This window comes from Streptomyces sp. NPDC052225, assembly GCF_040679615.1.
In the GTDB taxonomy this organism is placed as follows: Bacteria; Actinomycetota; Actinomycetes; order Streptomycetales; family Streptomycetaceae; genus Streptomyces.
In genome coordinates this window covers 100,213-121,445 of the sequence record NZ_JBFAVD010000018.1, presented here as the reverse complement: position 1 = coordinate 121,445, position 21,233 = coordinate 100,213, and the positions used below count along the sequence as shown (strand labels likewise).

The 21,233-nt window shown below is 70.9% G+C and carries 21 protein-coding genes; 10 read left to right on the top strand and 11 right to left on the bottom strand.

Annotated elements, in window-relative coordinates; translation table 11 throughout:
* Positions 1-21: 21 nt before the first annotated feature.
* On the bottom strand, positions 22-693 hold the full coding sequence (locus AB0L37_RS25165) for a response regulator transcription factor (protein ID WP_365509585.1): 672 nt from the start codon (positions 691-693) through the stop codon (positions 22-24).
* Positions 694-797: 104 nt separating this feature from the next.
* Positions 798-1,994: a sensor histidine kinase gene (locus tag AB0L37_RS25160; protein ID WP_365509582.1), complete on the bottom strand. Its 1,197-nt coding sequence runs from the start codon at positions 1,992-1,994 to the stop codon at positions 798-800.
* Between the two features lie 267 nt (positions 1,995-2,261).
* Here AB0L37_RS25160 and AB0L37_RS25155 point away from each other — a divergent pair, with 267 nt between their 5' ends.
* Positions 2,262-3,296 carry an SAM-dependent methyltransferase gene (locus tag AB0L37_RS25155; RefSeq protein ID WP_365509721.1) on the top strand — a complete coding sequence of 345 codons (1,035 nt, stop codon included), beginning with the start codon at positions 2,262-2,264 and terminating at the stop codon, positions 3,294-3,296.
* On the opposite strand, the gene AB0L37_RS25150 is transcribed toward AB0L37_RS25155, so the two are convergent.
* Positions 3,261-4,412: an NADH-quinone oxidoreductase subunit D gene (locus AB0L37_RS25150; RefSeq protein ID WP_365509579.1), complete on the bottom strand. Its 1,152-nt coding sequence runs from the start codon at positions 4,410-4,412 to the stop codon at positions 3,261-3,263. The two genes, AB0L37_RS25155 and AB0L37_RS25150, sit on opposite strands and share 36 nt — an antisense overlap.
* Before the next feature lie 31 nt (positions 4,413-4,443).
* Here AB0L37_RS25150 and AB0L37_RS25145 point away from each other — a divergent pair, with 31 nt between their 5' ends.
* Positions 4,444-4,977 carry a PH domain-containing protein gene (locus AB0L37_RS25145; RefSeq protein WP_365509576.1) on the top strand — a complete coding sequence of 178 codons (534 nt, stop codon included), beginning with the start codon at positions 4,444-4,446 and terminating at the stop codon, positions 4,975-4,977.
* Between the two features lie 38 nt (positions 4,978-5,015).
* A complete protein-coding gene (locus AB0L37_RS25140) occupies positions 5,016-6,323 on the top strand; it encodes a PH domain-containing protein (RefSeq protein WP_365509573.1) in 1,308 nt (435 codons plus the stop codon).
* 31 nt (positions 6,324-6,354) lie between these two features.
* Here the strand turns inward: AB0L37_RS25140 and AB0L37_RS25135 are convergent, their stop codons facing one another.
* From AB0L37_RS25135 to AB0L37_RS25120, 4 genes are all read right to left on the bottom strand, one after another.
* Positions 6,355-7,260 carry a hypothetical protein gene (locus tag AB0L37_RS25135; protein WP_365509571.1) on the bottom strand — a complete coding sequence of 302 codons (906 nt, stop codon included), beginning with the start codon at positions 7,258-7,260 and terminating at the stop codon, positions 6,355-6,357.
* A 158-nt stretch (positions 7,261-7,418) separates the two neighbouring features.
* On the bottom strand, positions 7,419-8,387 hold the full coding sequence (locus AB0L37_RS25130; RefSeq protein ID WP_365509568.1) for an ABC transporter substrate-binding protein: 969 nt from the start codon (positions 8,385-8,387) through the stop codon (positions 7,419-7,421).
* A 100-nt stretch (positions 8,388-8,487) separates the two neighbouring features.
* Positions 8,488-9,156: an ABC transporter permease gene (locus tag AB0L37_RS25125; protein ID WP_365509566.1), complete on the bottom strand. Its 669-nt coding sequence runs from the start codon at positions 9,154-9,156 to the stop codon at positions 8,488-8,490.
* A complete protein-coding gene (locus AB0L37_RS25120) occupies positions 9,153-9,911 on the bottom strand; it encodes an ABC transporter permease (RefSeq protein WP_365509563.1) in 759 nt (252 codons plus the stop codon). Before AB0L37_RS25120 ends, AB0L37_RS25125 begins: the two co-directional genes overlap by 4 nt.
* Positions 9,912-10,191: 280 nt before the next feature.
* On the opposite strand from AB0L37_RS25120, the gene AB0L37_RS25115 reads away from it, so the two are divergent.
* Entirely contained in the window at positions 10,192-11,355 is a 1,164-nt protein-coding gene (locus AB0L37_RS25115) for a betaine/proline/choline family ABC transporter ATP-binding protein (protein WP_365509560.1), read from the top strand.
* On the opposite strand, the gene AB0L37_RS25110 is transcribed toward AB0L37_RS25115, so the two are convergent.
* Positions 11,348-12,451, bottom strand: a complete 1,104-nt coding sequence (locus AB0L37_RS25110) for an alpha/beta hydrolase-fold protein (protein ID WP_365509557.1) — start codon at positions 12,449-12,451, stop codon at positions 11,348-11,350. The genes AB0L37_RS25115 and AB0L37_RS25110 overlap by 8 nt on opposite strands.
* Positions 12,452-12,650: 199 nt before the next feature.
* Here AB0L37_RS25110 and AB0L37_RS25105 point away from each other — a divergent pair, with 199 nt between their 5' ends.
* The 6 genes from AB0L37_RS25105 (at position 12,651) to AB0L37_RS25080 (ending at position 17,715) form a co-directional block, all read left to right on the top strand.
* Entirely contained in the window at positions 12,651-14,417 is a 1,767-nt protein-coding gene (locus AB0L37_RS25105) for a phosphatidylglycerol lysyltransferase domain-containing protein (RefSeq protein WP_365509555.1), read from the top strand.
* A gap of 30 nt (positions 14,418-14,447) precedes the next feature.
* Complete coding sequence (folP, locus tag AB0L37_RS25100; protein ID WP_365509552.1) at positions 14,448-15,311, top strand: dihydropteroate synthase; 864 nt, start codon at positions 14,448-14,450, stop codon at positions 15,309-15,311.
* A 53-nt stretch (positions 15,312-15,364) separates the two neighbouring features.
* Positions 15,365-15,829, top strand: a complete 465-nt coding sequence (locus AB0L37_RS25095; protein WP_365509718.1) for a nuclear transport factor 2 family protein — start codon at positions 15,365-15,367, stop codon at positions 15,827-15,829.
* A gap of 212 nt (positions 15,830-16,041) precedes the next feature.
* A complete protein-coding gene (folB, locus tag AB0L37_RS25090) occupies positions 16,042-16,401 on the top strand; it encodes a dihydroneopterin aldolase (protein ID WP_365509549.1) in 360 nt (119 codons plus the stop codon).
* Entirely contained in the window at positions 16,398-16,997 is a 600-nt protein-coding gene (gene folK, locus AB0L37_RS25085; protein WP_365509546.1) for a 2-amino-4-hydroxy-6-hydroxymethyldihydropteridine diphosphokinase, read from the top strand. The genes folB and folK overlap by 4 nt, the downstream gene beginning before the upstream one ends.
* 238 nt (positions 16,998-17,235) lie before the next feature.
* Positions 17,236-17,715, top strand: a complete 480-nt coding sequence (locus AB0L37_RS25080) for a DUF3180 domain-containing protein (RefSeq protein WP_365509543.1) — start codon at positions 17,236-17,238, stop codon at positions 17,713-17,715.
* 10 nt (positions 17,716-17,725) lie between these two features.
* Here the strand turns inward: AB0L37_RS25080 and folE are convergent, their stop codons facing one another.
* The 3 genes from folE to hpt all read right to left on the bottom strand — a co-directional run bounded on the left by folE (position 17,726) and on the right by hpt (position 21,217).
* A complete protein-coding gene (folE, locus tag AB0L37_RS25075; RefSeq protein ID WP_338698928.1) occupies positions 17,726-18,331 on the bottom strand; it encodes a GTP cyclohydrolase I FolE in 606 nt (201 codons plus the stop codon).
* Between the two features lie 113 nt (positions 18,332-18,444).
* Complete coding sequence (gene ftsH, locus AB0L37_RS25070) at positions 18,445-20,460, bottom strand: ATP-dependent zinc metalloprotease FtsH (protein WP_365509539.1); 2,016 nt, start codon at positions 20,458-20,460, stop codon at positions 18,445-18,447.
* A gap of 196 nt (positions 20,461-20,656) precedes the next feature.
* Positions 20,657-21,217, bottom strand: coding sequence for a hypoxanthine phosphoribosyltransferase (gene hpt, locus AB0L37_RS25065; protein ID WP_365509715.1), 561 nt, complete (start codon positions 21,215-21,217; stop codon positions 20,657-20,659).
* Between the last annotated feature and the right edge of the window lie 16 nt (positions 21,218-21,233).

The window sequence follows — 21,233 nt, the reverse complement described above, 5'->3', positions numbered from 1 at the left end:
GCCGACCCTATGGGGTGGCGCTCAGCCCTGTCCGCCCGCTCGGACAAGTCCCGTCTCGTAGGCGAGGACGACGACCTGGACGCGGTCGCGCAGGTCCAGCTTGGTCAGGATGCGGCCCACGTGCGTCTTGACCGTGGCCTCGGACAGCACGAGCCGCGCCGCGATCTCGCCGTTCGACAGGCCCTGCGCGACAAGGATCATGACCTCGCGCTCGCGCTCGGTGAGCCGCTCCAGGTGCTTGTGCTGCGGCTCCTTGGTGGTGCTGGGCAGCATCGGCGCGAACCGGTCGAGCAGCCGCCGCGTCGTGGACGGCGCGACCACCGCGTCACCGCTGTGCACGGCGCGGATCGCGGTGAGCAGCTCGCCGGGCGGCACGTCCTTGAGCATGAACCCGGACGCGCCCGCCTTGAGCCCGGAGAACGCGTACTCGTCCAGGTCGAACGTGGTCAGGATGAGCACCTTCGGCGGGTTGGGGTCCGCGCAGATCCGCCGCGTCGTCTCGACCCCGTCCAGCTTCGGCATGCGTACGTCCATGAGGACCACGTCCACCGCCGTCGAGCGCAGCACCTCCAGGGCCTCGACACCGTCGCCCGCCTCGGCGACGACCTCCATGTCCGGCTGGGCGGCGAGCACCATCCGGAAGCCGGTGCGCAGCAGCACCTGGTCGTCGACGAGCATGACCTTGATCGACATCGGGCGGGTCCTCACATCCGGTGAACGGCTGGTGGCTGGTGACTGGTGACTGGGATGGGTGACGGGCGGCTGGTGACAGGTGGGCGTCGGACAACTGGTACGTGTCAGTGAGCGGGCTTGAGAGGCAGCAGGACGCTGATACGGAACCCACCGCCGGGGCGCGGGCCCGCGTCGAGCGTGCCGCCGACCATACCCACGCGCTCGCGCATCCCGATGAGCCCGTGCCCGCGTCCGTCGGCGCCGCCGTCCTCGTACAGCTCGTGCGGGGCGCCCTTGCCGTCGTCCTCGACGAGCAGGCCGAGCCCGTCGTCGAAGTAGACGAGGCGGACGCTCGCCCCCGCGTTCGGACCGCCGTGCTTGCGGGTGTTCGTGAGGGCTTCCTGAACGATGCGGTACGCGGTCAGCTCGACGCCGCTGGGCAGCTGGCGCGGGGTGCCCTCGACCTTGAAGTCGACGGGCAGGCCCGCGGTGCGCACCTGCTCGACGAGGTCCTCGATCTGCTCGACGTCGGGCTGCGGCACGTACTCGCCGCCCTCCTCGGGCTCGCCGGTGCGCAGCACGCCGAGCAGCCTGCGCATCTCGGCGAGGGCCTGCCGGCCGGTGCCCGAGATGGTCTCCAGGGCCTTCTTGGCCTGGTCGGGCGCCTGGTCGAGGACGTAGGCGGCGCCGTCGGCCTGGACCACCATCACCGACACGTTGTGCGCGACGACGTCGTGCAACTCGCGGGCGATGCGCGCCCGTTCGGCCGCGACGGCGACCTTCGACTGGGCCTCGCGCTCCCGCTCCAGACGGGCGGCCCGCTCCTCCAGCTGCGCCAGGTAGGCGCGGCGGGTGCGCAGCGAGTCGCCGAGGACCCAGGCGAGGGCGAAGGGCACCATCTGGAAGACCGTGACCGCGATCTGCCCGGCCCCGCTCGTCTCGACGGTGGGCCAGCGCAGTTGGGACAGCGGCGCCGCGCACAGGCCCATCGCCAGGCCGGCTCGCGAGGCCCACCGCGCGCCGTCGGCGGCGACCGTGTAGACGATCACCAGCATCGCGAAGTCGGACGGGTTCACCCGCGCGTCGAACACCAGCTGGCCCAGGCCAGCGACCGCCGTGAGCACGAGCATCCGCTCGGGCATCCGGCGGCGCAGCAGAACGACCACGGACAACAGGGCGGCGAAGAACAGCGAGGGGATCGTCGACCGCTCCTCCACGCCCATGCCGACCAGACTCGCGCCGGAGATCCCGAAGAGGATCACGGCCCAGAAGCCGTCGACCCATGTCGGGTGTCTGCGGAGGAAGTCGTAGAGGCGCTGCACGTAACCCAGAGTAGGTACGTGAGCGGCGTGCAGGGGTCAACCGGAGGGCCGATCCGTTCCCGGCGCGCGTACTCCCCAAGGTGGAGAGGCGTGCGCCCCCGCGCTCAGGACCACCCGGCGGATCCTGTCGCGGACGCGGGGTTCGGCACGCACATCCGCACAGAACGGCGCGGGCCACCCCAGCCGCGGCCTGACCCGCCGGGCAGGCCCTAGCCTTCGGGTGTGAGCGACGTACGTGAGGCCGAGGGGCGCGGGTGGCGTGAAGCCATGGAGGAGGCGCTGTACGGACCTCAGGGGTTCTATCGGCGCCCCGAGGGACCTGCCGGGCATTTCCGCACGTCGGTGCATGCGTCGGCGCTTTTCGCGGGGGCCGTGGCGGAGCTGTTGCGCCGGGTCGACACGGCGCTCGGGGAGCCCGCCGAGCTGGCGTTCGTGGACATGGCGGCGGGGCGCGGCGAGCTCGTTTCCGCCGTCCTCCATGTGCTGCCGGAGGACGTCGCCGCACGCGTGCGTGCCTGCGCGGTGGAGAAGGCGGACCGCCCCGCGGATCTCGACCACCGGATCGAGTGGCGCGCCGAGCCGCCCTCCGGCGTGACGGGGCTGCTGTTCGCGAACGAGTGGCTCGACAACGTCCCCCTGGACGTCGTCGAGGCCGACGAGGACGGCACCGCGCGGCTGGTCCTCGTACGACGGGACGGGACCGAGACGCTCGCCCCGGGGCCGCTGGACACGGCGTCGGCCCGCTGGCTGGAGCGCTGGTGGCCGCTGCCGGCCGAGCCGGGGCTGCGCGCCGAGATCGGGCTGCCGCGCGACGAGGCGTGGGCGGCGGCCGTACGCGGCCTGGAGCGCGGCCTCGCGGTCGCCGTGGACTACACGCACACGCGCGGCGCCCGGCCGCCCTTCGGCACGCTCACCGGGTTCCGGGAGGGCCGCGAGACGGCGCCGGTGCCCGACGGCTCCTGCGACATCACGGCCCATGTGGCGCTCGACGCGTGCGCGGCGACACCGGGGGCCGGGATCCTCACGCAGCGCGCCGCCCTGCACGCCCTGGGCGTCACCGCACAGCGCCCGCCGCTGTCCCTCGCGTCCCAGGACCCGACGGCGTACGTACGGGCGCTCACGCGGGCGGGAGAGGCCGCGGAGCTGACGGCGCGCGGCGGGCTCGGGGACTTCGGGTGGCTGGTCGAGCCCATCGGCCTGCCGGACGGGGCCCTACGTGCCGATGGGTCCCTACTTGCCGATGGGTCCCTACGTGCCGACGAGTCCCTACTTGTCGATGTCGCCGACCACGAAGAACAGTGATCCCAGGATCGCCACCATGTCGGCGACCAGCGTGCCCGGCAGCAGCTCGGTCAGTGCCTGGATGTTGTTGTACGAGGCGGAACGCAGCTTGAGGCGGTACGGCGTCTTCTCGCCCTTGGAGACGAGGTAGTAGCCGTTGATGCCGAGCGGGTTCTCCGTCCACGCGTACGTGTGGCCCTCGGGCGCCTTGAGGACCTTCGGGAGGCGCTGGTTGACCGGCCCCGGCGGCAGGTCGGCGAGGCGGTCGAGGGCGGCGTCGGCGAGGTCGAGGGCGTTGTGGGTCTGCTCCAGAAGCACCTCGAAGCGCGCCAGACAGTCGCCTTCTTGTCGCGTGACGACCTTCAGGGTGTCCTGGAGCTCTCCGTAGGCGAGGTACGGCTCGTCGCGCCTGAGGTCGAAGTCGACGCCCGAGGCGCGGGCGATCGGGCCGCTCACCCCGTACGCGTGGACCGCCTCGGCGGACAGGACGCCGACCCCGCGGGTGCGGCCGCGGAAGATCTCGTTGCCGAGCACGAGCCGGTCGTAGACGTCCATGCGGGAGCGCACGTCGGCGACGGCCGCACGCGCACGCGTGGTCCAGCCGAGCGGCAGGTCCTCCTTGAGGCCGCCGACGCGGTTGAACATGTAGTGCATGCGCCCGCCGGAGACCTCCTCCATGACGGCCTGAAGTTCCTCGCGCTCACGGAAGGCATAGAAGACCGGTGTGATTCCGCCCAGTTCGAGCGGGTACGAACCGAGAAACATCAAATGGTTCAGCACACGGTTCAGCTCGGCGAGCAGTGTCCGCAGCCAGACGGCGCGCTCGGGGACCTCCATGCCCAGCATCCGCTCGACGGCGAGCACGACCCCCAGCTCGTTCGAGAAGGCGGACAGCCAGTCGTGGCGGTTGGCGAGCATCACGATCTGCCGGTAGTCCCGCGCTTCGAAGAGCTTCTCCGCACCGCGGTGCATGTAGCCGATGATCGGCTCCGCGTGCTGGATCCGCTCGCCGTCGAGCACGAGACGCAGGCGCAGCACACCGTGGGTGGAGGGGTGCTGCGGACCGATGTTGAGCACCATGTCGGTGCTCTCCGCGGCACCACCGATGCCGACCGTGGCCTGAGTCGTGGGCGTCATGGCGACAGTCTCTCCTACGTAGGGTGGGCGCATGGAAACAGGGGCAACGGGGACGACGGGGAGCACGGGGCCCGCGGAGGGCGCCGAGGCGCCCTCCGACGCGGGACCCGACTGGACGGGGCTGCCGCCGGGCCTGCTGAAACTGCGCCGCCTGTTGCTGGTGCTGTGGATGGTGCCACTGGCGGTGGCGGTGGGCCTGGTGCTCACGATGCTCGCGGGCCCGCCGTGGGCGGCGTTCGCCCTGCTGCCGCTGGCCGTGCTGGCGTGGGGCTGGCCGATGCTGGGCCGCAACTGGCGCTCGTGGCGCTACGCGGAGCGCGCCGACGACCTGCTGCTCAGCCGCGGCGTGCTGTGGCACGAGGAAACGATCGTGCCGTACGGGCGCATGCAGCTGGTCGAGGTCACCTCGGGCCCGCTGGAACGCAAGTTCGGCCTCGCCAGCCTCCAGCTGCACACCGCGGCGGCCGCCACCGACGCGACGATCCCCGGCCTGGCACCGGCCGAGGCCGAGCGCCTGCGCGACCGCCTCACCGAACTCGGCGAAGCGCGATCGGCGGGCCTGTGACGGCCTCCCGCGCCCCCGAGGGCGCAGGAGACCCGCCCGTGCGCGCGGACGTACGAGAGCGGCGCCTGCACCCCGTCACGCCGCTGCGCCGGGCGTGGGCGCCGATAGCGATCCTGCTCGGCTGGGCCGTCCACGACATGGACCAGGCGCAGCGCCAGCTCGCCCGGCTCACTGCCACCACGCTCGCGATCGGCCTGGGCGTGCTCGTCCCCGCGGCCGCCCTCTACGGCTTCCTCACCTGGTGGTTCACCCACTTCGCGGTGACGGACACCGAACTGCGCATCCGCACGGGCCTCTTGTTCCGCCGCACCGCGCACATCCGGCTCGACCGCCTTCAGGCCGTCGACGTCACCCAGCCGCTTCTGGCCCGCTTCGTAGGCGTGGCCAAGCTGAAACTCGACGTAGTAGGCGCCGACAAGAAGGACGAACTCTCCTACTTGGGCGAGAAGGAAGCGCGTGACCTGCGTGCCGAACTCCTCGCCCGCGCGGCCGGGTTCGCGCCCGAATCGGCGCGCGACGTCGGCGAGGCCCCGGCGCAGCAGATCCTGCACACGCCGCCGCGCACGCTCGCCGTCGCGCTGCTCCTGACGGGCACGCCGTGGGCGATGCTGATCTCCGCGATCGTCGTCCCCACGTTCCTGTGGTTCGCCACCCACAACCTGTGGACGGTGATCGCGGTCGGCGTGCCGCTGGTGGGCGGCGCGTTCACCAACAGCGCGGGCCGGTTCATCAAGGAGTACGACTGGACGGTCGCCGAGTCCCCGGACGGGCTGCGCATCGACCACGGCCTGCTCGACCGGGTGCACGAGACGGTGCCGCCGGGCCGGGTGCAGACCGTGCGCATCGTCGAGCCGCTGCTGTGGCGGCGGCGCGGCTGGGTCCGGGTGGAGCTGCACGTCGCCGGGTCGTCCAACACCGTCCTGGTCCCGGTGGCCCCGCGCGAGCACGCCGAGGACGTCGTCGCGCGGATCCTGCCGGGGGTCGCGGTGCCCAAGCCCGCGGACTTCACGGCGTCACCGCGGCGCGGCCACTGGTGCGTGCCGCTGTGGTGGCGGGGCTACGGAGTGGCCGTGACGGAGACGGTGTTCGCCGCGCGCGCGGGCCTGCTGCAACGCCACCTCTCGCTCGTCCCGCACGCCAAGGTGCAGAGCGTGCGCCTCACCCAGGGCCCCTGGGAGCGCTACTGGCGGGTCGCCGACCTGCACCTCGACACGGGTGCCAACAAGACGGTGACGGCGCGCCTCAGGGACGTACAGGAGGCGTCGGAGCTCCTGCGCGCGCAGGCGGACCGGTCGCGGACGGGCCGCAGGGACGCGCGGCCCGACCGGTGGATGGCCAAGCCGTAGGGAGCGTGGCGTACGTCAGGCCCGGCGTACGTCAGGCCTGGAGAGCCGACCTGAGGCCGCCGACGTCGATCTGCTCGGTCTCGTCGTGCGCGGTCAGGTCGATGACCTCGGCGCGCTCGGACTCCGGCTCCCGGTCCCCGTCCTGGTCCCGCTCCTGGGAGGCCAGCGCCTCTTCGCCGACGACATCGGCGAGGTCCTCGCCCGGCTGCACGGCGGAGCCCTGCGTGCCGAAGAAGTCGAAGCCGCCCTCGAGCCGCTTGCGCGCGGGCGCCGCCGGCACCACCACCGCCGCGGCGACCGGGACCGTGAAGTGGCCGGCCGCCGCCTGGGGCTTCCCCCGGGAATCGGTCTCCTCGGCTGCCACGGGGGCCTTCGGGCGCGCGAGACGGTCGAGCGCGGCATTGGCCCGCAGGTAGAGCAGGGGCGTGGGCGCCCCGGTATGCGCGGACGCGCCGGCCGGGGGCAGCGCCTTCGCCGGGGCGGCGGCCTCTATCGCGAGCTGACGGCGGCCTTCGAGCGCGCTGGCCCGCTCGGTCTCCGCGTTCGCGTACCGGCGCAGCAGCGCCGCGTGTTCGTTGCGCAGCGCCGCCAGCTCGGCGCGCTTGGCCCGCAGCTTGCCCTCCAGCTTGCCGCGCAGCTCGCGCGACTCCTCGAGGTCGCCCTCCAGCTCCGCCACGGCCTCCTCGTGCCGCCATCGCTCGCTCGCCGCACCCCGGGTCAGATCGGCGACCTGCTTGCCCGCGAGCCGGTCCCAGCGGCGCATCACGACGGCACCGACGACCGCGGCGGCCGCCGCGGCGGCGGTGACGCCCCGCAGCACCATCGGATCGCCGGACAGCCAGACGCCGCCCGCGCACACGAGCGGTACGCCGGCGATCACCGAGGGGGGCAGCAGGCGGTGCAGGGGTGGGGAATGGCGGTGACGTCCACGTGGCATGGCCAGAAACTTACCGCGCGTAGGCGAATCGCGAAGCCCCGCACGGCAAAATTCGGGCACAGACGTCACAGAATCCACCGAACTCACGTCAGGTAACGCCTAGTTACTCTCATCACCACGCTCGGCAATCCCCGGCCACCCTTCACCCGCGACCAAGATCACTTACCGATGAGCCCCTTGGACTCCAGGTACTCCTTCGCGACATCCGCTTCCTTCTGCCGCTCGGCGTCGACCTTGCGGTTCAACTCGACGAGATCGTCGGTCGTGAGCGTCTTCGTCAACTTCCCCAGGGCGTCGGCTATCCCCGCATCGCCCGCGTCCTTCGCATTCACAACCGGAATGATGTTGTCCGCGTTCTGGAGCTTCTTGTCGTCCTCCAGGAGAACGAGGTTGAAGTTCTTGAGCGTCGCGTCGGTCGTGGTCGTCAGGACCAGCTGGTCCGTGCCGTTCTTCACCGCCTGCTTGGCCTGCGTGGTGCCGACGCCCTTGGGGTCGATGCCCTTGACGTCGATGCCGTACGTCTTCTTCAGGCCCGGCGCGCAGAAGGGCCGCTCCTCGCATTCGTCACCGGCCGCGATCGTGACCTTCTGGCCCGACTTGCCGAGATCCGAAAGGGTCTTGAGGTGGTGCTTCTTCGCGAAGTCCGCACTCACCGCGAACGCGTTCTGGTCGACGGCCTGACCCGCGTCCAGAACCTTCAGCCCCTCCGGCTCGGCGAGCTTGCGCAGTGCCGTCACCGTGGCGTCGACATCGCTGGAGGCGACGGCCTTCGCGTCGGCGCCGTTCTTCTTCAAGTTGAGGAATTCGGCGAGCGTCGCCGCATATTCGGGCACCACGTCGATGGCGCCCTTCGCGAGCTGCGGTTCGTAGATCTCGCGGTTCTTCACGGTCTTGACCGAGGCGTCATAGCCGGCGTCGTCCAATATCTGCCGGTACAGCTCACCGAGCACCTTGGCCTCGGTGAAACTCGCGGCGCCGACGACGACCTTGCCCTTCTTGCCGCCACCGCCCGAACCGCCCGAATCATCCTTGCCTTCGAGGCTGTCGCCACCGCACGCGGTGAGTCCCGCGGTCAGCGCGCTGACCGCCACGACCGCCAGGGCCATCCGACGCGTCCTGCTGTTCATCGCTCTCCTAGTTGCATCGCACTGAGTTGCATCGCACTGATTGAGGTCCACCGGAGACGGTCGTCATCGGAGACGGTCGTCATCGGAGACGGCGCCACGGTCAGGCCCGCCCCCGCATCGGGTCGAGCAGCCGCCCCACCGCCACGAAGACGCCCTCCACGAGCAGCGCGAGCGCGGCCACCAGCACGGCGCCGGCCACGACCTGGGGCGTGTCCTGGAGGTTGAACCCGGCGGTGATGATCCGCCCGAGCCCGCCCTCACCGGCCATCGCGGCCAGCGTCGCCGTCGCGATCACCTGCACCGCCGCCGACCGCAGCCCGGTCATCACCAGCGGGTACGCCAGCGGAAGTTCGACGCGGGCGAAGACCTGGCCGCCGCTCATGCCCATCCCGCGCGCGGCCTCCACCACCGCCCGGTCGACCTCGCGCATCCCCACGTACGCGTTGGTCAGCAGCGGTGGCACCGCGAACAGGACCAGCGCGATCAGCGTCGGGACGTCTCCGTGCCGGCCGAGCGGGGTGAGGGTGAGGAGCACCAGGACGGCCAGCGTCGGCACCGCGCGGCCCACGTTCGAGATGTTGATCGCGAGGGCGCCTCCCCTGCCGATGTGGCCGAGCCACAGGGCGAGCGGCAGCGCGATCAGGCAGGCGACGCCGAGCGCGACACCGCTGAAGTACAGGTGCTCGGCGAGGCGGTGCCACACCCCCTTCTCGCCCTGCCAGTTGGCCCCCGTGGTCAGCCACTCGTACGCGCCCGATATCGCGCTCATGCCACCTTCTCCGGCGTCCGGCCCTCGGCCGCGTCCGCGACGGCGCCCGCGCTCCCCCGTATTCGGGTCCCGCGCGAGGCCCGCCCGGCCGTCACCCGCGTCCACGGCGTCAGCCACCGCTGGACGCCGAGCAGCAGCAGGTCGGCGAGGATCGCGAGGACCACGCAGAGCACCGAGGCGGTCAGCACCTGGGCCTTGAAGTCACTGTCGAGCCCGTCCAGGATCAGCGTGCCGAGGCCGCCGTAGTCCACGATCGCGCCGACCGTGGTCAGCGCCACCGTCGACACCGTGGCGATCCGGACGCCGGCCAGCAATGCCGGGAGCGCCAGCGGGAGTTCGACCTCCCACAGCAGCCGCAGCGGTCCGTACCCCATGCCGCGCGCCGCTTCCGTGGCCTCCTCGGGCACCGCTTGCAGCCCCGCCAATATGTTGCGCACGAGAATCGTCAGCGAATACAGGACGAGCCCCGTGATCACCAGCGAGACCGAAAGCCCGAAAAGGGGCAGCAGCAGCGAGAACATCGCCAGCGAGGGAATCGAATAGAGCACGGTGGTCACCCCGAGCACCGGCCCAGCGAAGGCCCGGCTGCGCCGCGCGAGCAATGCCAGCGGCAGGGATATCAGCACGCCGATCGCGACCGACGCGGCCGTGATGCCCACATGCTGAACGGTGGCATCGACCAATTCCTGGCTGCGGCTGCGCAGATACTCCCCGCACACCCAGTCATTGGCCACCAGGCAGTTCTGCTCGCTCACCCCGCCCACCTCCCCGTATCCCCGAACGTATGCCAGCCACCCGCACACACGCACACAGGTTTCCGACTGCCGACGACCCCTAGGGTCTGTTCGGCGGGTAACGCCGCAGACGCGCACCGGCGAGTGGCCGCCACTCGAATGCGTCCTGACCTGCCGAACAGACCCTAGCCGCCGCCACTGACAACGGCCGATACCCGCCCCCGCCCCGCAACACCGCCTTTACACAACTGCCTTGTCCGGCCGTGCCCAACGGGCGGGCGGCCCGGCAGAATGGGGTCCCATGATCCGGTTCGAGAACGTCAGCAAGCGCTACGCGGACGGCACCACCGCCGTCGACGATCTGTCCTTCGAGGTGAACGAGGGCGAACTGGTCACGCTCGTCGGCCCGTCGGGCTGCGGCAAGACCACGACGATGAAGATGGTGAACCGGCTCATCGAACCCACCGCGGGCCGGATATTCCTCGACGGGGACGACATATCCGCCATCGACCCGGTCCAGCTCCGGCGCCGTATCGGCTATGTCATCCAGCAGGTGGGGCTGTTCCCGCACAAGACGGTGCTCGACAACACCGCGACCGTGCCGCATCTGCTCGGCGTCAAGCGCGCCAAGGCCCGCGAGCGGGCCGCCGAGTTGCTCGACCTGGTGGGCCTGGACCCGAAGGTCTTCGGCGACCGGTATCCCGAACAGCTCTCCGGCGGACAGCGCCAGCGCGTCGGCGTGGCCCGGGCGCTGGCGGCCGATCCGCCGGTCCTGCTGATGGACGAGCCGTTCGGTGCCGTCGACCCGGTCGTCCGCGACCACCTCCAGACCGAGTTCCTGCGCCTTCAGCAGACGCTGGGCAAGACGGTCCTGTTCGTCACGCACGACATCGAGGAGGCCGTCCGCCTCGGCGACCGGATCGCCGTCTACGGAGCGGGCCGCATCGAGCAGTTCGACACCCCGTCCGCCGTCCTGGGCGCCCCCGCCACCGACTACGTGGCCGACTTCGTCGGCGCCGACCGCGGTCTCAAGCGCCTGTCGGTCACGCCCATCGAGGAGGGCGACCTGGAGCAGCCGCCCGTCGTGCACCTCGACGACCCGCTCCCCCGCGAGCTCGACGCCCGCTGGGCCGTCGTCCTGGACAGCGAGAACAACCTGCACGGCTGGATCTCCGCCGAGCACGCGCGCGGGGCGGCCACGAAGGGCGACACCGTACGCGACCACGCCCGCCGCATGGAGGCGTGGCTGCCGGTCGGCGCCTCCCTCAAGCAGGCGTTCGCGACGATGCTCCAGCACGACGCGGGCTGGATCGCGGTGATCGACGAGCGCAGCGAAGGCCGCTTCCTCGGCGTCCTGACCCCCGCCCGGCTGCACGAGGCGCTGCGCCGGTCCACCACGGCCGACGCACGCGACATCGCGCGCGCGGACGTCGAGTTGGAGACCGTGGAACAGCTCGTCAAGTAAGGCGCTCGCTCAGCCAGGCGAGCGTCGCCGGGATCTCCCGGCGCCACGTGTTGAAGTTGTGCCCGCCGCTGTCGAGGATGATCGACGACACGCGCGTGGGCGCCTTCACGTGGTCGATGAACCTCCGCGTGCTCGCATAGTTGCGCTCCCCCTGCTTGCTGCTGGTGACCAGGAGAGAGGTCCTGGGCGGCGGCAGGTGGTCCAGGCACCACATGAGGTCCGCGCGGTCGGCCGACTGCCGGTCGCCGTGGAAGAGATCACCGGTCGTCGGGTCGGTCGGCGCCTTGTAGTACGCGGACAGGCCGGCCGCAGCTCCGTAGACGCCGGGGTGGTGGACGGCCATCTTCAGGGCGCAGTAGCCGCCGGTGGAGTCGCCGACGATGCCCCACTTCTTCGCGGTCCTGTAGTGGCGGCCCATCTCGGCGGGCAGGTCGGCGGCGAAGAACGTCTCCGCCTGCGGGCCGCCCGGCACGTCCACGCACTCGGTGTCGCGCGGCGGCGCCACGGTCGGCCGCATCATCACGAGGATCATCGGCCGCATCACCCCCGCGGCGGCCTGCGCCTGCGCCGTCCGCGGATAGTGCAGTCCCTTGATGAGCGCCTCGGCGGTACCGGGATAGCCGGTCAGAACGACGGCGGCGGGGAACCTCGTACGGGCGTAGCGCGCCTGGAAGTACTCGGGCGGCAAGTAGACGTACGCCGGTGCCGCGATGTGCGACGTACGCCCCACGACGTCGATCTTCTGCACCTGCCCGCCCACGCCGGGCCGCGTCCCGCCGCGGCCGCTCACGTCCTGCCGCGACACCAGGTGCACCGGGCCGCGCCGCGCCGCCGTGTCGTGGTCGGTCACCACGCCCTGGCCCTGCTCACGGCCCAGGAGGTCCGCCCAGGTCGCGTAGAACCCGAACGCCTGGTTCACCGCGAGGCCGACCGCGGCGAAGACCGCCACCTGTGTCGCGAGCAGCAGCACCACGCGCCCGGTGACGGACCGCCAGGAACGGTGCGCGAGGCGCGGCCACAGGACGACGGTGCCCAGGAAGAGTGCCACGGCGAACAGCACGACGAGCACGAGGAGTTGGTCACTGGTGAGACCCACGGGACGCCCTTTCCTCACCCTTTGCGGTTCTTTTCCGGTCGGGAGTGAACCCGCTCCGCCGCCTCCTCGTCCTAGAGGGCGCAAGTCGCGGATGCCGGAAATGGCCCCGCGTTCACGTTTCTCGCAGAACTACGGGAATGCGATGTTCGTCAGGATAGATGCGGAAAGTCCGAGAGGGGTTCCGAGCCGGGTGCGGCGCATGATGCGCGGCCCGCGCCCGGAGTCCGTACCCGCCCTGATCGCCAGAGCCTGCATCCTGGTCGGCCTCCTGGACATCGCGGCCGGTGTCTTCCCGCGGTTCCGGCACAGCCGGATGCACACCCTCGCCGAAGTCCTGCCGGGCACGCTCGGCCCGTTCGCCGCCGCGCTCGCGCTGAGCAGCGGCGTCCTGCTGCTCCTGCTCGCGCACGGCCTGCGCCGCCGCAAGCGGCGCGCCTGGCGGGCGGCCGTGGTGCTGCTGCCCTTCGGCGCCTGCGCCCAGTTCGCGTACCGGCACTCGTTCGCGGGCGTCGTCATCCCGCTGCTCCTGCTGTGGCTCCTGGCCCGGCACCGCGGCCAGTTCGACGCGCTGCCCGACCCGCGCAGCCGCTGGCGCGCGCTCGCCAACTTCGTGCTGATGAGCGCCGGTTCGGTCCTGCTCGGCCTCGCCATCGTCAGCGCCCACCCGAACAAGCTCGTCGGCAGCCCGAGCCTCGCCGACCGCCTGGAGCACGTCCTGTACGGGCTCCTCGGCATCGACGGACCCCTCGACTACGCGGGCCGCACCTCCCACACCGTCGCCCTCTCGCTCGGCGCCCTCGGCATGGTCACGGCCCTGACCACGATCTACCTCGCCTTCCGGCCCGAGCACCCGGCCGCGCGCCTCACCCCGGACGACGAGGCCCGGCTGCGCGCCCTGCTCGACAAGCACGGCGCCCGCGACTCCCTCGGCCACTTCGCGCTCCGCCGCGACAAGGGCGTCGTCTTCTCGCCGAGCGGCAAGGCGGCCGTCTGCTATCGCGTCGTCTCCGGCGTGATGCTCGCCGGCGGCGACCCCGTGGGCGACGTGGAGGCGTGGCCCGGCGCCATCGAGCGCTTCATGGACGAGGCCCGCGCCCACTCCTGGACGCCGGCCGTCATGGGCTGCTCCGAGACGGGCGGCGAGGTGTGGACCCGCGAGACCGGCCTGGCCGCGCTTGAGCTGGGCGACGAGGCGGTGGTGGACGTCGCGGATTTCTCCCTGACCGGGCGCGCGATGCGCAACGTACGCCAGATGGTCAAGCGGATCGAGCGCGCCGGTTACGAGACGCGGGTGCGGCGCGTACGTGACCTCTCCCCCGGCGAACTGGCGCGCATCCGCCGCGCCGCCGACCACTGGCGCGGCACCGACACCGAGCGCGGCTTCTCCATGGCGCTCGGCCGCATCGGCGACGAGGCGGACGGAGCATGTCTGATCGCCACGGCGCACAAGAGCGGCGCGGAGGACACCGGCCCCTACGGAGACCTCAAAGCGGTCCTCCACTTCGTCCCCTGGGGCACCGACGGCGTCTCCCTCGACCTGATGCGCCGCGACCGCTCCGCCGACCCGGGCCTGAACGAACTGCTGATCGTGGCCGCCCTCCAGGCCGCCCCGAGCCTCGGCATCAGCCATGTCTCGCTCAACTTCGCGATGTTCCGCGCGGCGCTGGCCCGCGGCGAGAAGATCGGCGCGGGCCCGGTCCTGCGCGCCTGGCGCGGCCTGCTGGTCTTCCTGTCGCGCTGGTTCCAGATCGAGTCGCTCTACAAGTTCAACGCCAAGTTCCGCCCCCGCTGGGAGCCCCGCTTCGTCGTCTACCGCTCCTCCAAGGACCTCCCGAGGATCGGCTGGGCCGCGATGCAGGCGGAGGGCTTCGTGACCCTGCGCCTGCCGCCCCCGCTGCGCCACAGGGCGCCCGAGCCCCGCCCGTGCGCCCACGACCGCCGAGAACGGGAGGTACGGGCGGCGTAGGCATCCCCGTCGCGGCCCTACGCTGGACGCATGAGCACGTCGCAGGCCTCCCGTGGCCACGTAGCCCACCTCCCCGTCTGGGACCGCTGCGCGGTCATGGGGGTCGTCAACGTGACACCCGACTCCTTCTCGGACGGCGGCCGCTGGTTCGACACCACCGCCGCCATCAAGCACGGCCTCGACCTGGTCGCCCAGGGCGCCGACCTCGTGGACGTCGGCGGCGAGTCGACCCGTCCCGGCGCCACCCGCGTCGACGAGGACGAGGAGCTCAAGCGCGTCATCCCCGTCGTGCGCGGCCTCGCCTCCGAGGGCGTCACCGTCTCCGTCGACACCATGCGCGCCAGCGTCGCCGAGCAGTCGCTCGCGGCCGGCGGCGCCCTGGTCAACGACGTCAGCGGCGGCCTCGCCGACCCGGAGATGGTCCCGGTCGTCGCCGCCGCGGGCGCCCCCTTCGTGGTCATGCACTGGCGCGGCTTCCTGGAGGGGGGCAACGTCCGGGGGGTCTACGAGGATGTCGTCTCCGAAGTCGTCAGCGAGCTGCACGCGCGCGTGCAGGCCGTCATCGAGGGCGGCATCGCCCCCGACCACATCGTCGTCGACCCGGGCCTCGGCTTCTCCAAGGAGCCCGAGCACGACCTCGCCCTGCTCGCCCACGTCGACAAACTGCGCGCCCTCGGCCACCCGGTCCTGGTCGCGGCGTCCCGCAAGCGGTTCCTCGGCCGCGTCCTGGCCGCGGAGCAGGGCGCCCCGCCGCCCGCGCGCGAGCGCGACGCCGCCACCGCCGCCGTCTCCGCGCTCGCCGCGCACGCGGGCGCCTGGGCGGTCCGCGTCCACGAGGTCAGGGCCACCGCCGACGCGGTCCGCGTGGCCCGCGCGGTCGAGGGAGCCAAGTGACCAGCACCGACACCCAGGCCGTCGACACGGCCAACCGCTCCTTCTACGAAGCCATGGAGCGCGGCGACTTCGAGGAGCTCACCTCGCTGTGGCTGGCCCCCGAGGACGTCAGCTACGCCGAGGACGCCGATCCGGACGAGGCCGAGGACACCTCGATCAGCTGCGTGCACCCCGGCTGGCCGGCCCTCACCGGCCGCGGCGAGGTGCTGCGCTCGTACGCGCTGATCATGGCGAACACCGAGTACATCCAGTTCTTCCTGACCGACGTGCACATCAGCGTCGTCGCCGACACCGCCCTGGTGACGTGCACGGAGAACATCCTCAGCGGCGGCCCCGCCCCCGAGGACAGCGACGAGCTCGGCCCGCTCGTCGGCCAGCGCGTCGTCGCCACGAACGTGTTCCGGCGCACCCGCGACGGCTGGAAGCTCTGGTCCCACCACGCCTCCCCGGTGCTCGCCGAGTCGGATGACGAATCCGACACCGAAGGCAACCCGGACGACGACGGGTCACCCGCCTGAGTGGGCAGGCGCGCCTGAAAGGGCCGGGATTCCGGGCCGGGGGTTGGTTCGACGATCGTCTGGGTATGGGCGGCTACCAGCCTCGAGCCCTTGTGTCCATAGCCCCCGCGGGCGAGCGATGTCAGTGCTCGCAGGTAGATTCGATCGAGGCCGGCACACCGACCGCACATCGGTGGGACCGGCCTTCACCGACGACTGCAGGAGTGATTCGCGTGGATCGTGTCGCGCTGCGCGGCCTCAAGGCCCGCGGGCACCATGGCGTCTTCCCCAAGGAGCGCGAGGAAGGCCAGACCTTCATCGTGGACCTGGTACTCGGCCTGGACACCCGAGCGGCGGCGGCCGACGACGACCTGGCGAAGACCGTGCACTACGGCATCGTGGCGGAGGAGGTCGTGGCCGTCGTCGAGGGCGAGCCCGTCGACCTCATCGAGACGCTCGCCGAACGCATCGCCCGGACGTGCCTGAAGCACGAGGGAGTACTGGAGGTCGAGGTCTGCGTCCACAAGCCGGACGCACCGATCACCGTGCCCTTCGACGACGTGACCGTCACCATCACCCGGAGCCGAGCATGAACCCGACTCAGTTCGACCCCACCGTCCAGCCGGTTCCCTCCTCCGTGGTGGAACAGGTGGACGCGGCCGACACCACCCTCTCCAACCCCAAGCGCGCCGTCCTCTCCCTCGGCTCGAACCTGGGCAACCGCCTGGAGACCCTCCAGGGCGCCATCGACGCCCTGGAGGACACCCCCGGCGTCCGCATCAAAGCCGTCTCGCCCGTGTACGAGACGGAGCCGTGGGGCGTCGAGCCCGGCAGCCAGCCCTCGTACTTCAACGCGGTGGTGGTCCTGAAGACGACTCTGCCCCCGTCCTCGCTCCTGGAGCGCGCCCACGCGGTCGAGGAGGCCTTCAACCGCGTACGGGACGAGCGCTGGGGCCCGCGCACCATCGACGTCGACATCGTTGCCTACGCCGACGTCGTCTCCGACGATCCGGTCCTCACGCTCCCGCACCCGCGCGCCCACGAGCGGGCCTTCGTGCTCGCGCCCTGGCACGACGTGGAGCCCGAGGCCCAGCTGCCCGGCCGCGGCGCCGTCGAGGCGCTGCTCACCGCCCTGACCCGGGACGGCGTCGCGCCGCGCGCCGACCTGGAACTTCGGCTGCCCGAGTAGTCGTTAGGGTCTAGGCCGTGTCCGCAAAGTCCCTCCGTTCGCCCGGAGGGCGCGCCGCGCGGCGTCTGGTGCGTGCTCTCGGCGTGCCGGGTGCAAGGCCTCGTACTGGATGTACCTGGCCTTACGCCCGGTGCGGCGAGAGTGCGTGCCAGGCGTCGCGCGGCAGGAGGGACTTTGCGGACACGGCCTAGGGCCTAGCGGGCAGATCCGAACACACCAAGAGGGGCGACCAACGGGGATGAAGCAACTGCGCATCAGGACACTGGCGGGCCTGTTCGTCGTCGCCGGGATCCTGTCCTGGGCGGGCGCCCGCCTGTGGAACTCGATCGGCACGCTGCCGCGGGTCCCGCTGGCCGCCCCCATCGTCCTCGCGGTGATCGCCGCCGTCCTTCTCGCGACGGCGCTGTCCATCCGCGCCCGGCTGCGCGCCCAGCGCGAGCGCCGCCCCGGCGCCAAGGGCGTCGACCCGATGATGGCGGCCCGCGCCCTCGTCTTCGGCCAGGCGAGCGCGCTGGTCGCGGCCCTGGTCGCCGGCATGTACGGCGGCACCGGCGCGTTCCTGCTGGAGTTCCTCGACGTACCGGCCCGGCGTGATCAGGCGATCTACGCCGGGTTCTCGGTCCTCGCCGGTATCGCGGTGATAGCGGCCGCCCTCTTCCTGGAGCGCGTCTGCAAGCTCCCCGAGGACGACGACACCGAGGGCACCGCGACCGCCTGAACGGGGTGCCTCAGCGCCCGATGATCAGGCTCATCGCCTCGTTACGGGTCGCGGGGTCGCGCAGCTGCCCGCGCACCGCCGACGTGATGGTCTTCGCTCCGGGCTTGCGCACCCCTCGCATCGTCATGCACATGTGCTCGCACTCCACGACGACGATGACGCCGCGCGGCTCCAGGATCTCCATCAGGGAGTCCGCGATCTGCGTCGTCAGGCGCTCCTGCACCTGAGGACGGCGGGCGTACACGTCCACGAGCCGGGCCAGCTTCGACAGCCCCGTGATCTTCCCGTCGGCGGACGGGATGTACCCGACGTGCGCGACACCCACGAACGGCACCAGGTGGTGCTCACAGCTCGACTGCACCTCGATGTCCTTCACCAGGACCATCTCGTCGTGCCCCAGGTCGAACGTCGTCGTCAGCACGTCCTCGGGCTTCTGCCACAGGCCGGCGAATATCTCCCTGTACGCGCGAGCCACGCGCGCCGGGGTCTCCCGCAGTCCCTCGCGGTCCGGGTCCTCGCCGACCGCGATGAGCAGTTCACGCACGGCGTTCTCGGCCCGCTTCTCGTCGAACTCGCCGATCGAGCCCTCGCCGTCCAGCGTCACCGGGTCGGTCATCTGCTGCCTCTTCCTGTACGTACATCCGCGCGGCAGCGCAAAACGCCGCGTCCCCCACACCGTAAAGCGTGGGGGACGCGGCATGCATTCCGGGTCGGAAGGGACCCGCGGGTTCAGCTCTCGGGACGCTCTTCCTTCACCGTGTCCACCGGGGTGGTGGTCTCGATGGCGGGCGCCGATCCGTTCGCCCCGTTCGTCAGTGACAGCTCCTTGGGGGAGAGCACCGGCGGGCGGGTCGAGGGGGTGCGGCGGGAGGAGCCGGTCCAGGCGGGGCGGGCCGGGCGCTTCACGATCGGAGCGAAGATCTCGGCGATCTGCTCCTTGTTCAGCGTCTCCTTCTCGAGCAGCGCGAGGACCAGGTTGTCGAGAACGTCGCGGTTCTCGACGAGGATCTCCCAGGCCTCGTTGTGCGCCGTCTCGATGAGCTTCTTGACCTCTTCGTCGACGAGCGCGGCGACCTCTTCCGAGTAGTCGCGCTGGTGACCCATCTCGCGGCCCAGGAACGGCTCGGTGTTGTCACCACCGAACTTGATCGCGCCGAGTCGCTCGGTCATGCCGTACTGCGTGACCATCGCGCGGGCCGTACTGGTGGCCTTCTCGATGTCGTTCGCGGCACCCGTCGTCGGGTCGTGGAAGACGAGCTCCTCGGCCGCGCGGCCGCCCAGCATGTAGGCGAGCTGGTCCAGCATCTCGTTGCGCGTGGTCGAGTACTTGTCCTCGTCCGGCAGGACCATCGTGTAGCCCAGAGCACGGCCTCGGGAGAGGATCGTGATCTTGTGGACCGGGTCGGAGTTCGGAGACGCCGCCGCGACCAGGGCGTGACCGCCCTCGTGGTACGCGGTGATCTTCTTCTCCTTGTCCGACATGATCCGGGTCCGCTTCTGCGGGCCCGCGACCACACGGTCGATCGCCTCGTCCAGCATGTGGTTGTCGATCAGCTTCAGGTCCGAGCGGGCCGTGAGCAGCGCGGCCTCGTTCAGGACGTTGGAGAGATCGGCACCCGTGAAGCCGGGCGTACGGCGGGCGACGGCCGCCAGGTCGACGTCGGGCGCGACCGGCTTGCCCTTCTGGTGAACCTTGAGGATCTCCAGACGGCCCTGCATGTCCGGACGGTCGACCGCGATCTGGCGGTCGAAGCGGCCGGGACGAAGGAGCGCCGGGTCGAGGATGTCGGGCCGGTTCGTGGCGGCGATCAGGATGACGCCGCCCTTCACGTCGAAGCCGTCCATCTCGACGAGGAGCTGGTTGAGCGTCTGCTCGCGCTCGTCGTGACCGCCGCCGAGGCCGGCGCCGCGGTGGCGGCCGACCGCGTCGATCTCGTCGACGAAGACGATCGCCGGAGCGTTCGCCTTGGCCTGCTCGAAGAGGTCGCGGACACGGGAGGCACCGACACCGACGAACATCTCGACGAAGTCGGAACCGGAGATCGAGTAGAACGGGACCCCGGCCTCACCGGCGACGGCGCGCGCGAGGAGCGTCTTACCGGTACCGGGCGGGCCGTAGAGCAGCACGCCCTTGGGAATCTTGGCGCCGACGGCCTGGAACTTGGCCGGCTCCTGGAGGAACTCCTTGATCTCGTGGAGTTCCTCGACGGCCTCGTCCGAACCTGCGACGTCGGCAAACGTCGTCTTGGGGGTGTCCTTGGTGATGAGCTTGGCCTTGGACTTCCCGAAGTTCATGACTCGGGAGCCGCCGCCCTGCATCTGGTTCATCAGGAACAGGAAGACAACGACGATGAGAACGAAGGGCAGCAGCGACAGCAGGATGCCGACGAAGGCGTTCTGCTTGGTCGGGGAGACGGTGTACCCGTCCGGGATCTGCTTGTCCTCGAACTTGGCCTGGAGATCCTTGGCCACCTCGACGCCCTGGTCGCCGATGTAGCTGGCCTGGATCTTGCTCGAGCCCTCGACCTTCTGGCCGTCCTTGAGCTCGACCTTGATGGTGTTCTCATCGCCGGTGGTCAGCTTGGCCGACTGCACCTTGTTGTCGTCGATGGCCTGAATGACCTGGCCGGTGTCCACCGTCTTGTAGCCGCCGGACGAACCGACGACCTGCATCAACACGACCACGGCAAGGACGGCCAGCACGATCCACATGACCGGCCCACGGAAGTATCGCTTCACGTCCATCCATACGGAGCGAAGTCGCCCCGTCCCTCCTGCCATAGTGAGTTTGATAAGGCTGTTTGAAGCTGTTTGAAGAACTGTTCTTCGGACGGTACCCCAGCATTGTGACCCGAAGCCGCAGGGGACGGCCGACAATCTGCCCTTCGCATGCTCCAACGGCGGGAAACCCGTGAGGGTTCCCCACCGCTGTGACGGGCAATCAGCCGCCGTACACGTGCGGCGCGAGCGTGCCGACGAACGGCAGGTTGCGGTACTTCTCGGCGTAGTCCAGGCCGTACCCGACGACGAACTCGTTCGGGATGTCGAAGCCGACCCACTTCACGTCGATCGCGACCTTGGCGGCCTCCGGCTTGCGCAGCAGCGTGCACACCTCGAGGGAGGCGGGCTCGCGCGAGCCGAGGTTGCTGAGCAGCCACGACAGCGTCAGGCCCGAGTCGATGATGTCCTCGACGATCAGGACGTGCTTGTCCTTGATGTCGGTGTCGAGGTCCTTGAGGATCCGCACGACGCCGGAGGACTGGGTGCCGGAACCGTACGAGGACACCGCCATCCAGTCCATCGTGACGGGGGTGGACAGGGCGCGAGCCAGGTCCGCCATGACCATCACGGCGCCCTTGAGGACCCCGACGATGAGCAGGTCCTTGCCCGCGTACTCCGCGTCGACCTTCGCTGCCAGCTCGGCCAGCTTCGCGTCGATCTCTTCCTTGGTGATGAGCACCGACTTGAGGTCGGTGCCCATGTCTTTCGCGTCCACCCGCATCACTTTCGGTCGTCCC

Bases quoted from the DNA above. Each gene is read 5' to 3' on its own strand.
- hpt (WP_365509715.1), bottom strand. From the start codon at position 21,217: ATGCGGGTGGACGCGAAAGACATGGGCACCGACCTCAAGTCGGTGCTC.
- AB0L37_RS25115 (WP_365509560.1), top strand. From the start codon at position 10,192: ATGATCCGGTTCGAGAACGTCAGCAAGCGCTACGCGGACGGCACCACC.
- folK (WP_365509546.1), top strand. From the start codon at position 16,398: ATGAACCCGACTCAGTTCGACCCCACCGTCCAGCCGGTTCCCTCCTCC.
- AB0L37_RS25145 (WP_365509576.1), top strand. From the start codon at position 4,444: ATGGAAACAGGGGCAACGGGGACGACGGGGAGCACGGGGCCCGCGGAG.
- AB0L37_RS25080 (WP_365509543.1), top strand. From the start codon at position 17,236: ATGAAGCAACTGCGCATCAGGACACTGGCGGGCCTGTTCGTCGTCGCC.
- AB0L37_RS25095 (WP_365509718.1), top strand. From the start codon at position 15,365: ATGGAGCGCGGCGACTTCGAGGAGCTCACCTCGCTGTGGCTGGCCCCC.
- AB0L37_RS25130 (WP_365509568.1), bottom strand. From the start codon at position 8,387: ATGAACAGCAGGACGCGTCGGATGGCCCTGGCGGTCGTGGCGGTCAGC.
- AB0L37_RS25125 (WP_365509566.1), bottom strand. From the start codon at position 9,156: ATGAGCGCGATATCGGGCGCGTACGAGTGGCTGACCACGGGGGCCAAC.
- folP (WP_365509552.1), top strand. From the start codon at position 14,448: ATGAGCACGTCGCAGGCCTCCCGTGGCCACGTAGCCCACCTCCCCGTC.
- ftsH (WP_365509539.1), bottom strand. From the start codon at position 20,460: ATGGACGTGAAGCGATACTTCCGTGGGCCGGTCATGTGGATCGTGCTG.
- folE (WP_338698928.1), bottom strand. From the start codon at position 18,331: ATGACCGACCCGGTGACGCTGGACGGCGAGGGCTCGATCGGCGAGTTC.
- AB0L37_RS25155 (WP_365509721.1), top strand. From the start codon at position 2,262: ATGGAGGAGGCGCTGTACGGACCTCAGGGGTTCTATCGGCGCCCCGAG.
- AB0L37_RS25165 (WP_365509585.1), bottom strand. From the start codon at position 693: ATGTCGATCAAGGTCATGCTCGTCGACGACCAGGTGCTGCTGCGCACC.
- AB0L37_RS25135 (WP_365509571.1), bottom strand. From the start codon at position 7,260: ATGCCACGTGGACGTCACCGCCATTCCCCACCCCTGCACCGCCTGCTG.
- AB0L37_RS25150 (WP_365509579.1), bottom strand. From the start codon at position 4,412: ATGACGCCCACGACTCAGGCCACGGTCGGCATCGGTGGTGCCGCGGAG.
- AB0L37_RS25105 (WP_365509555.1), top strand. From the start codon at position 12,651: ATGATGCGCGGCCCGCGCCCGGAGTCCGTACCCGCCCTGATCGCCAGA.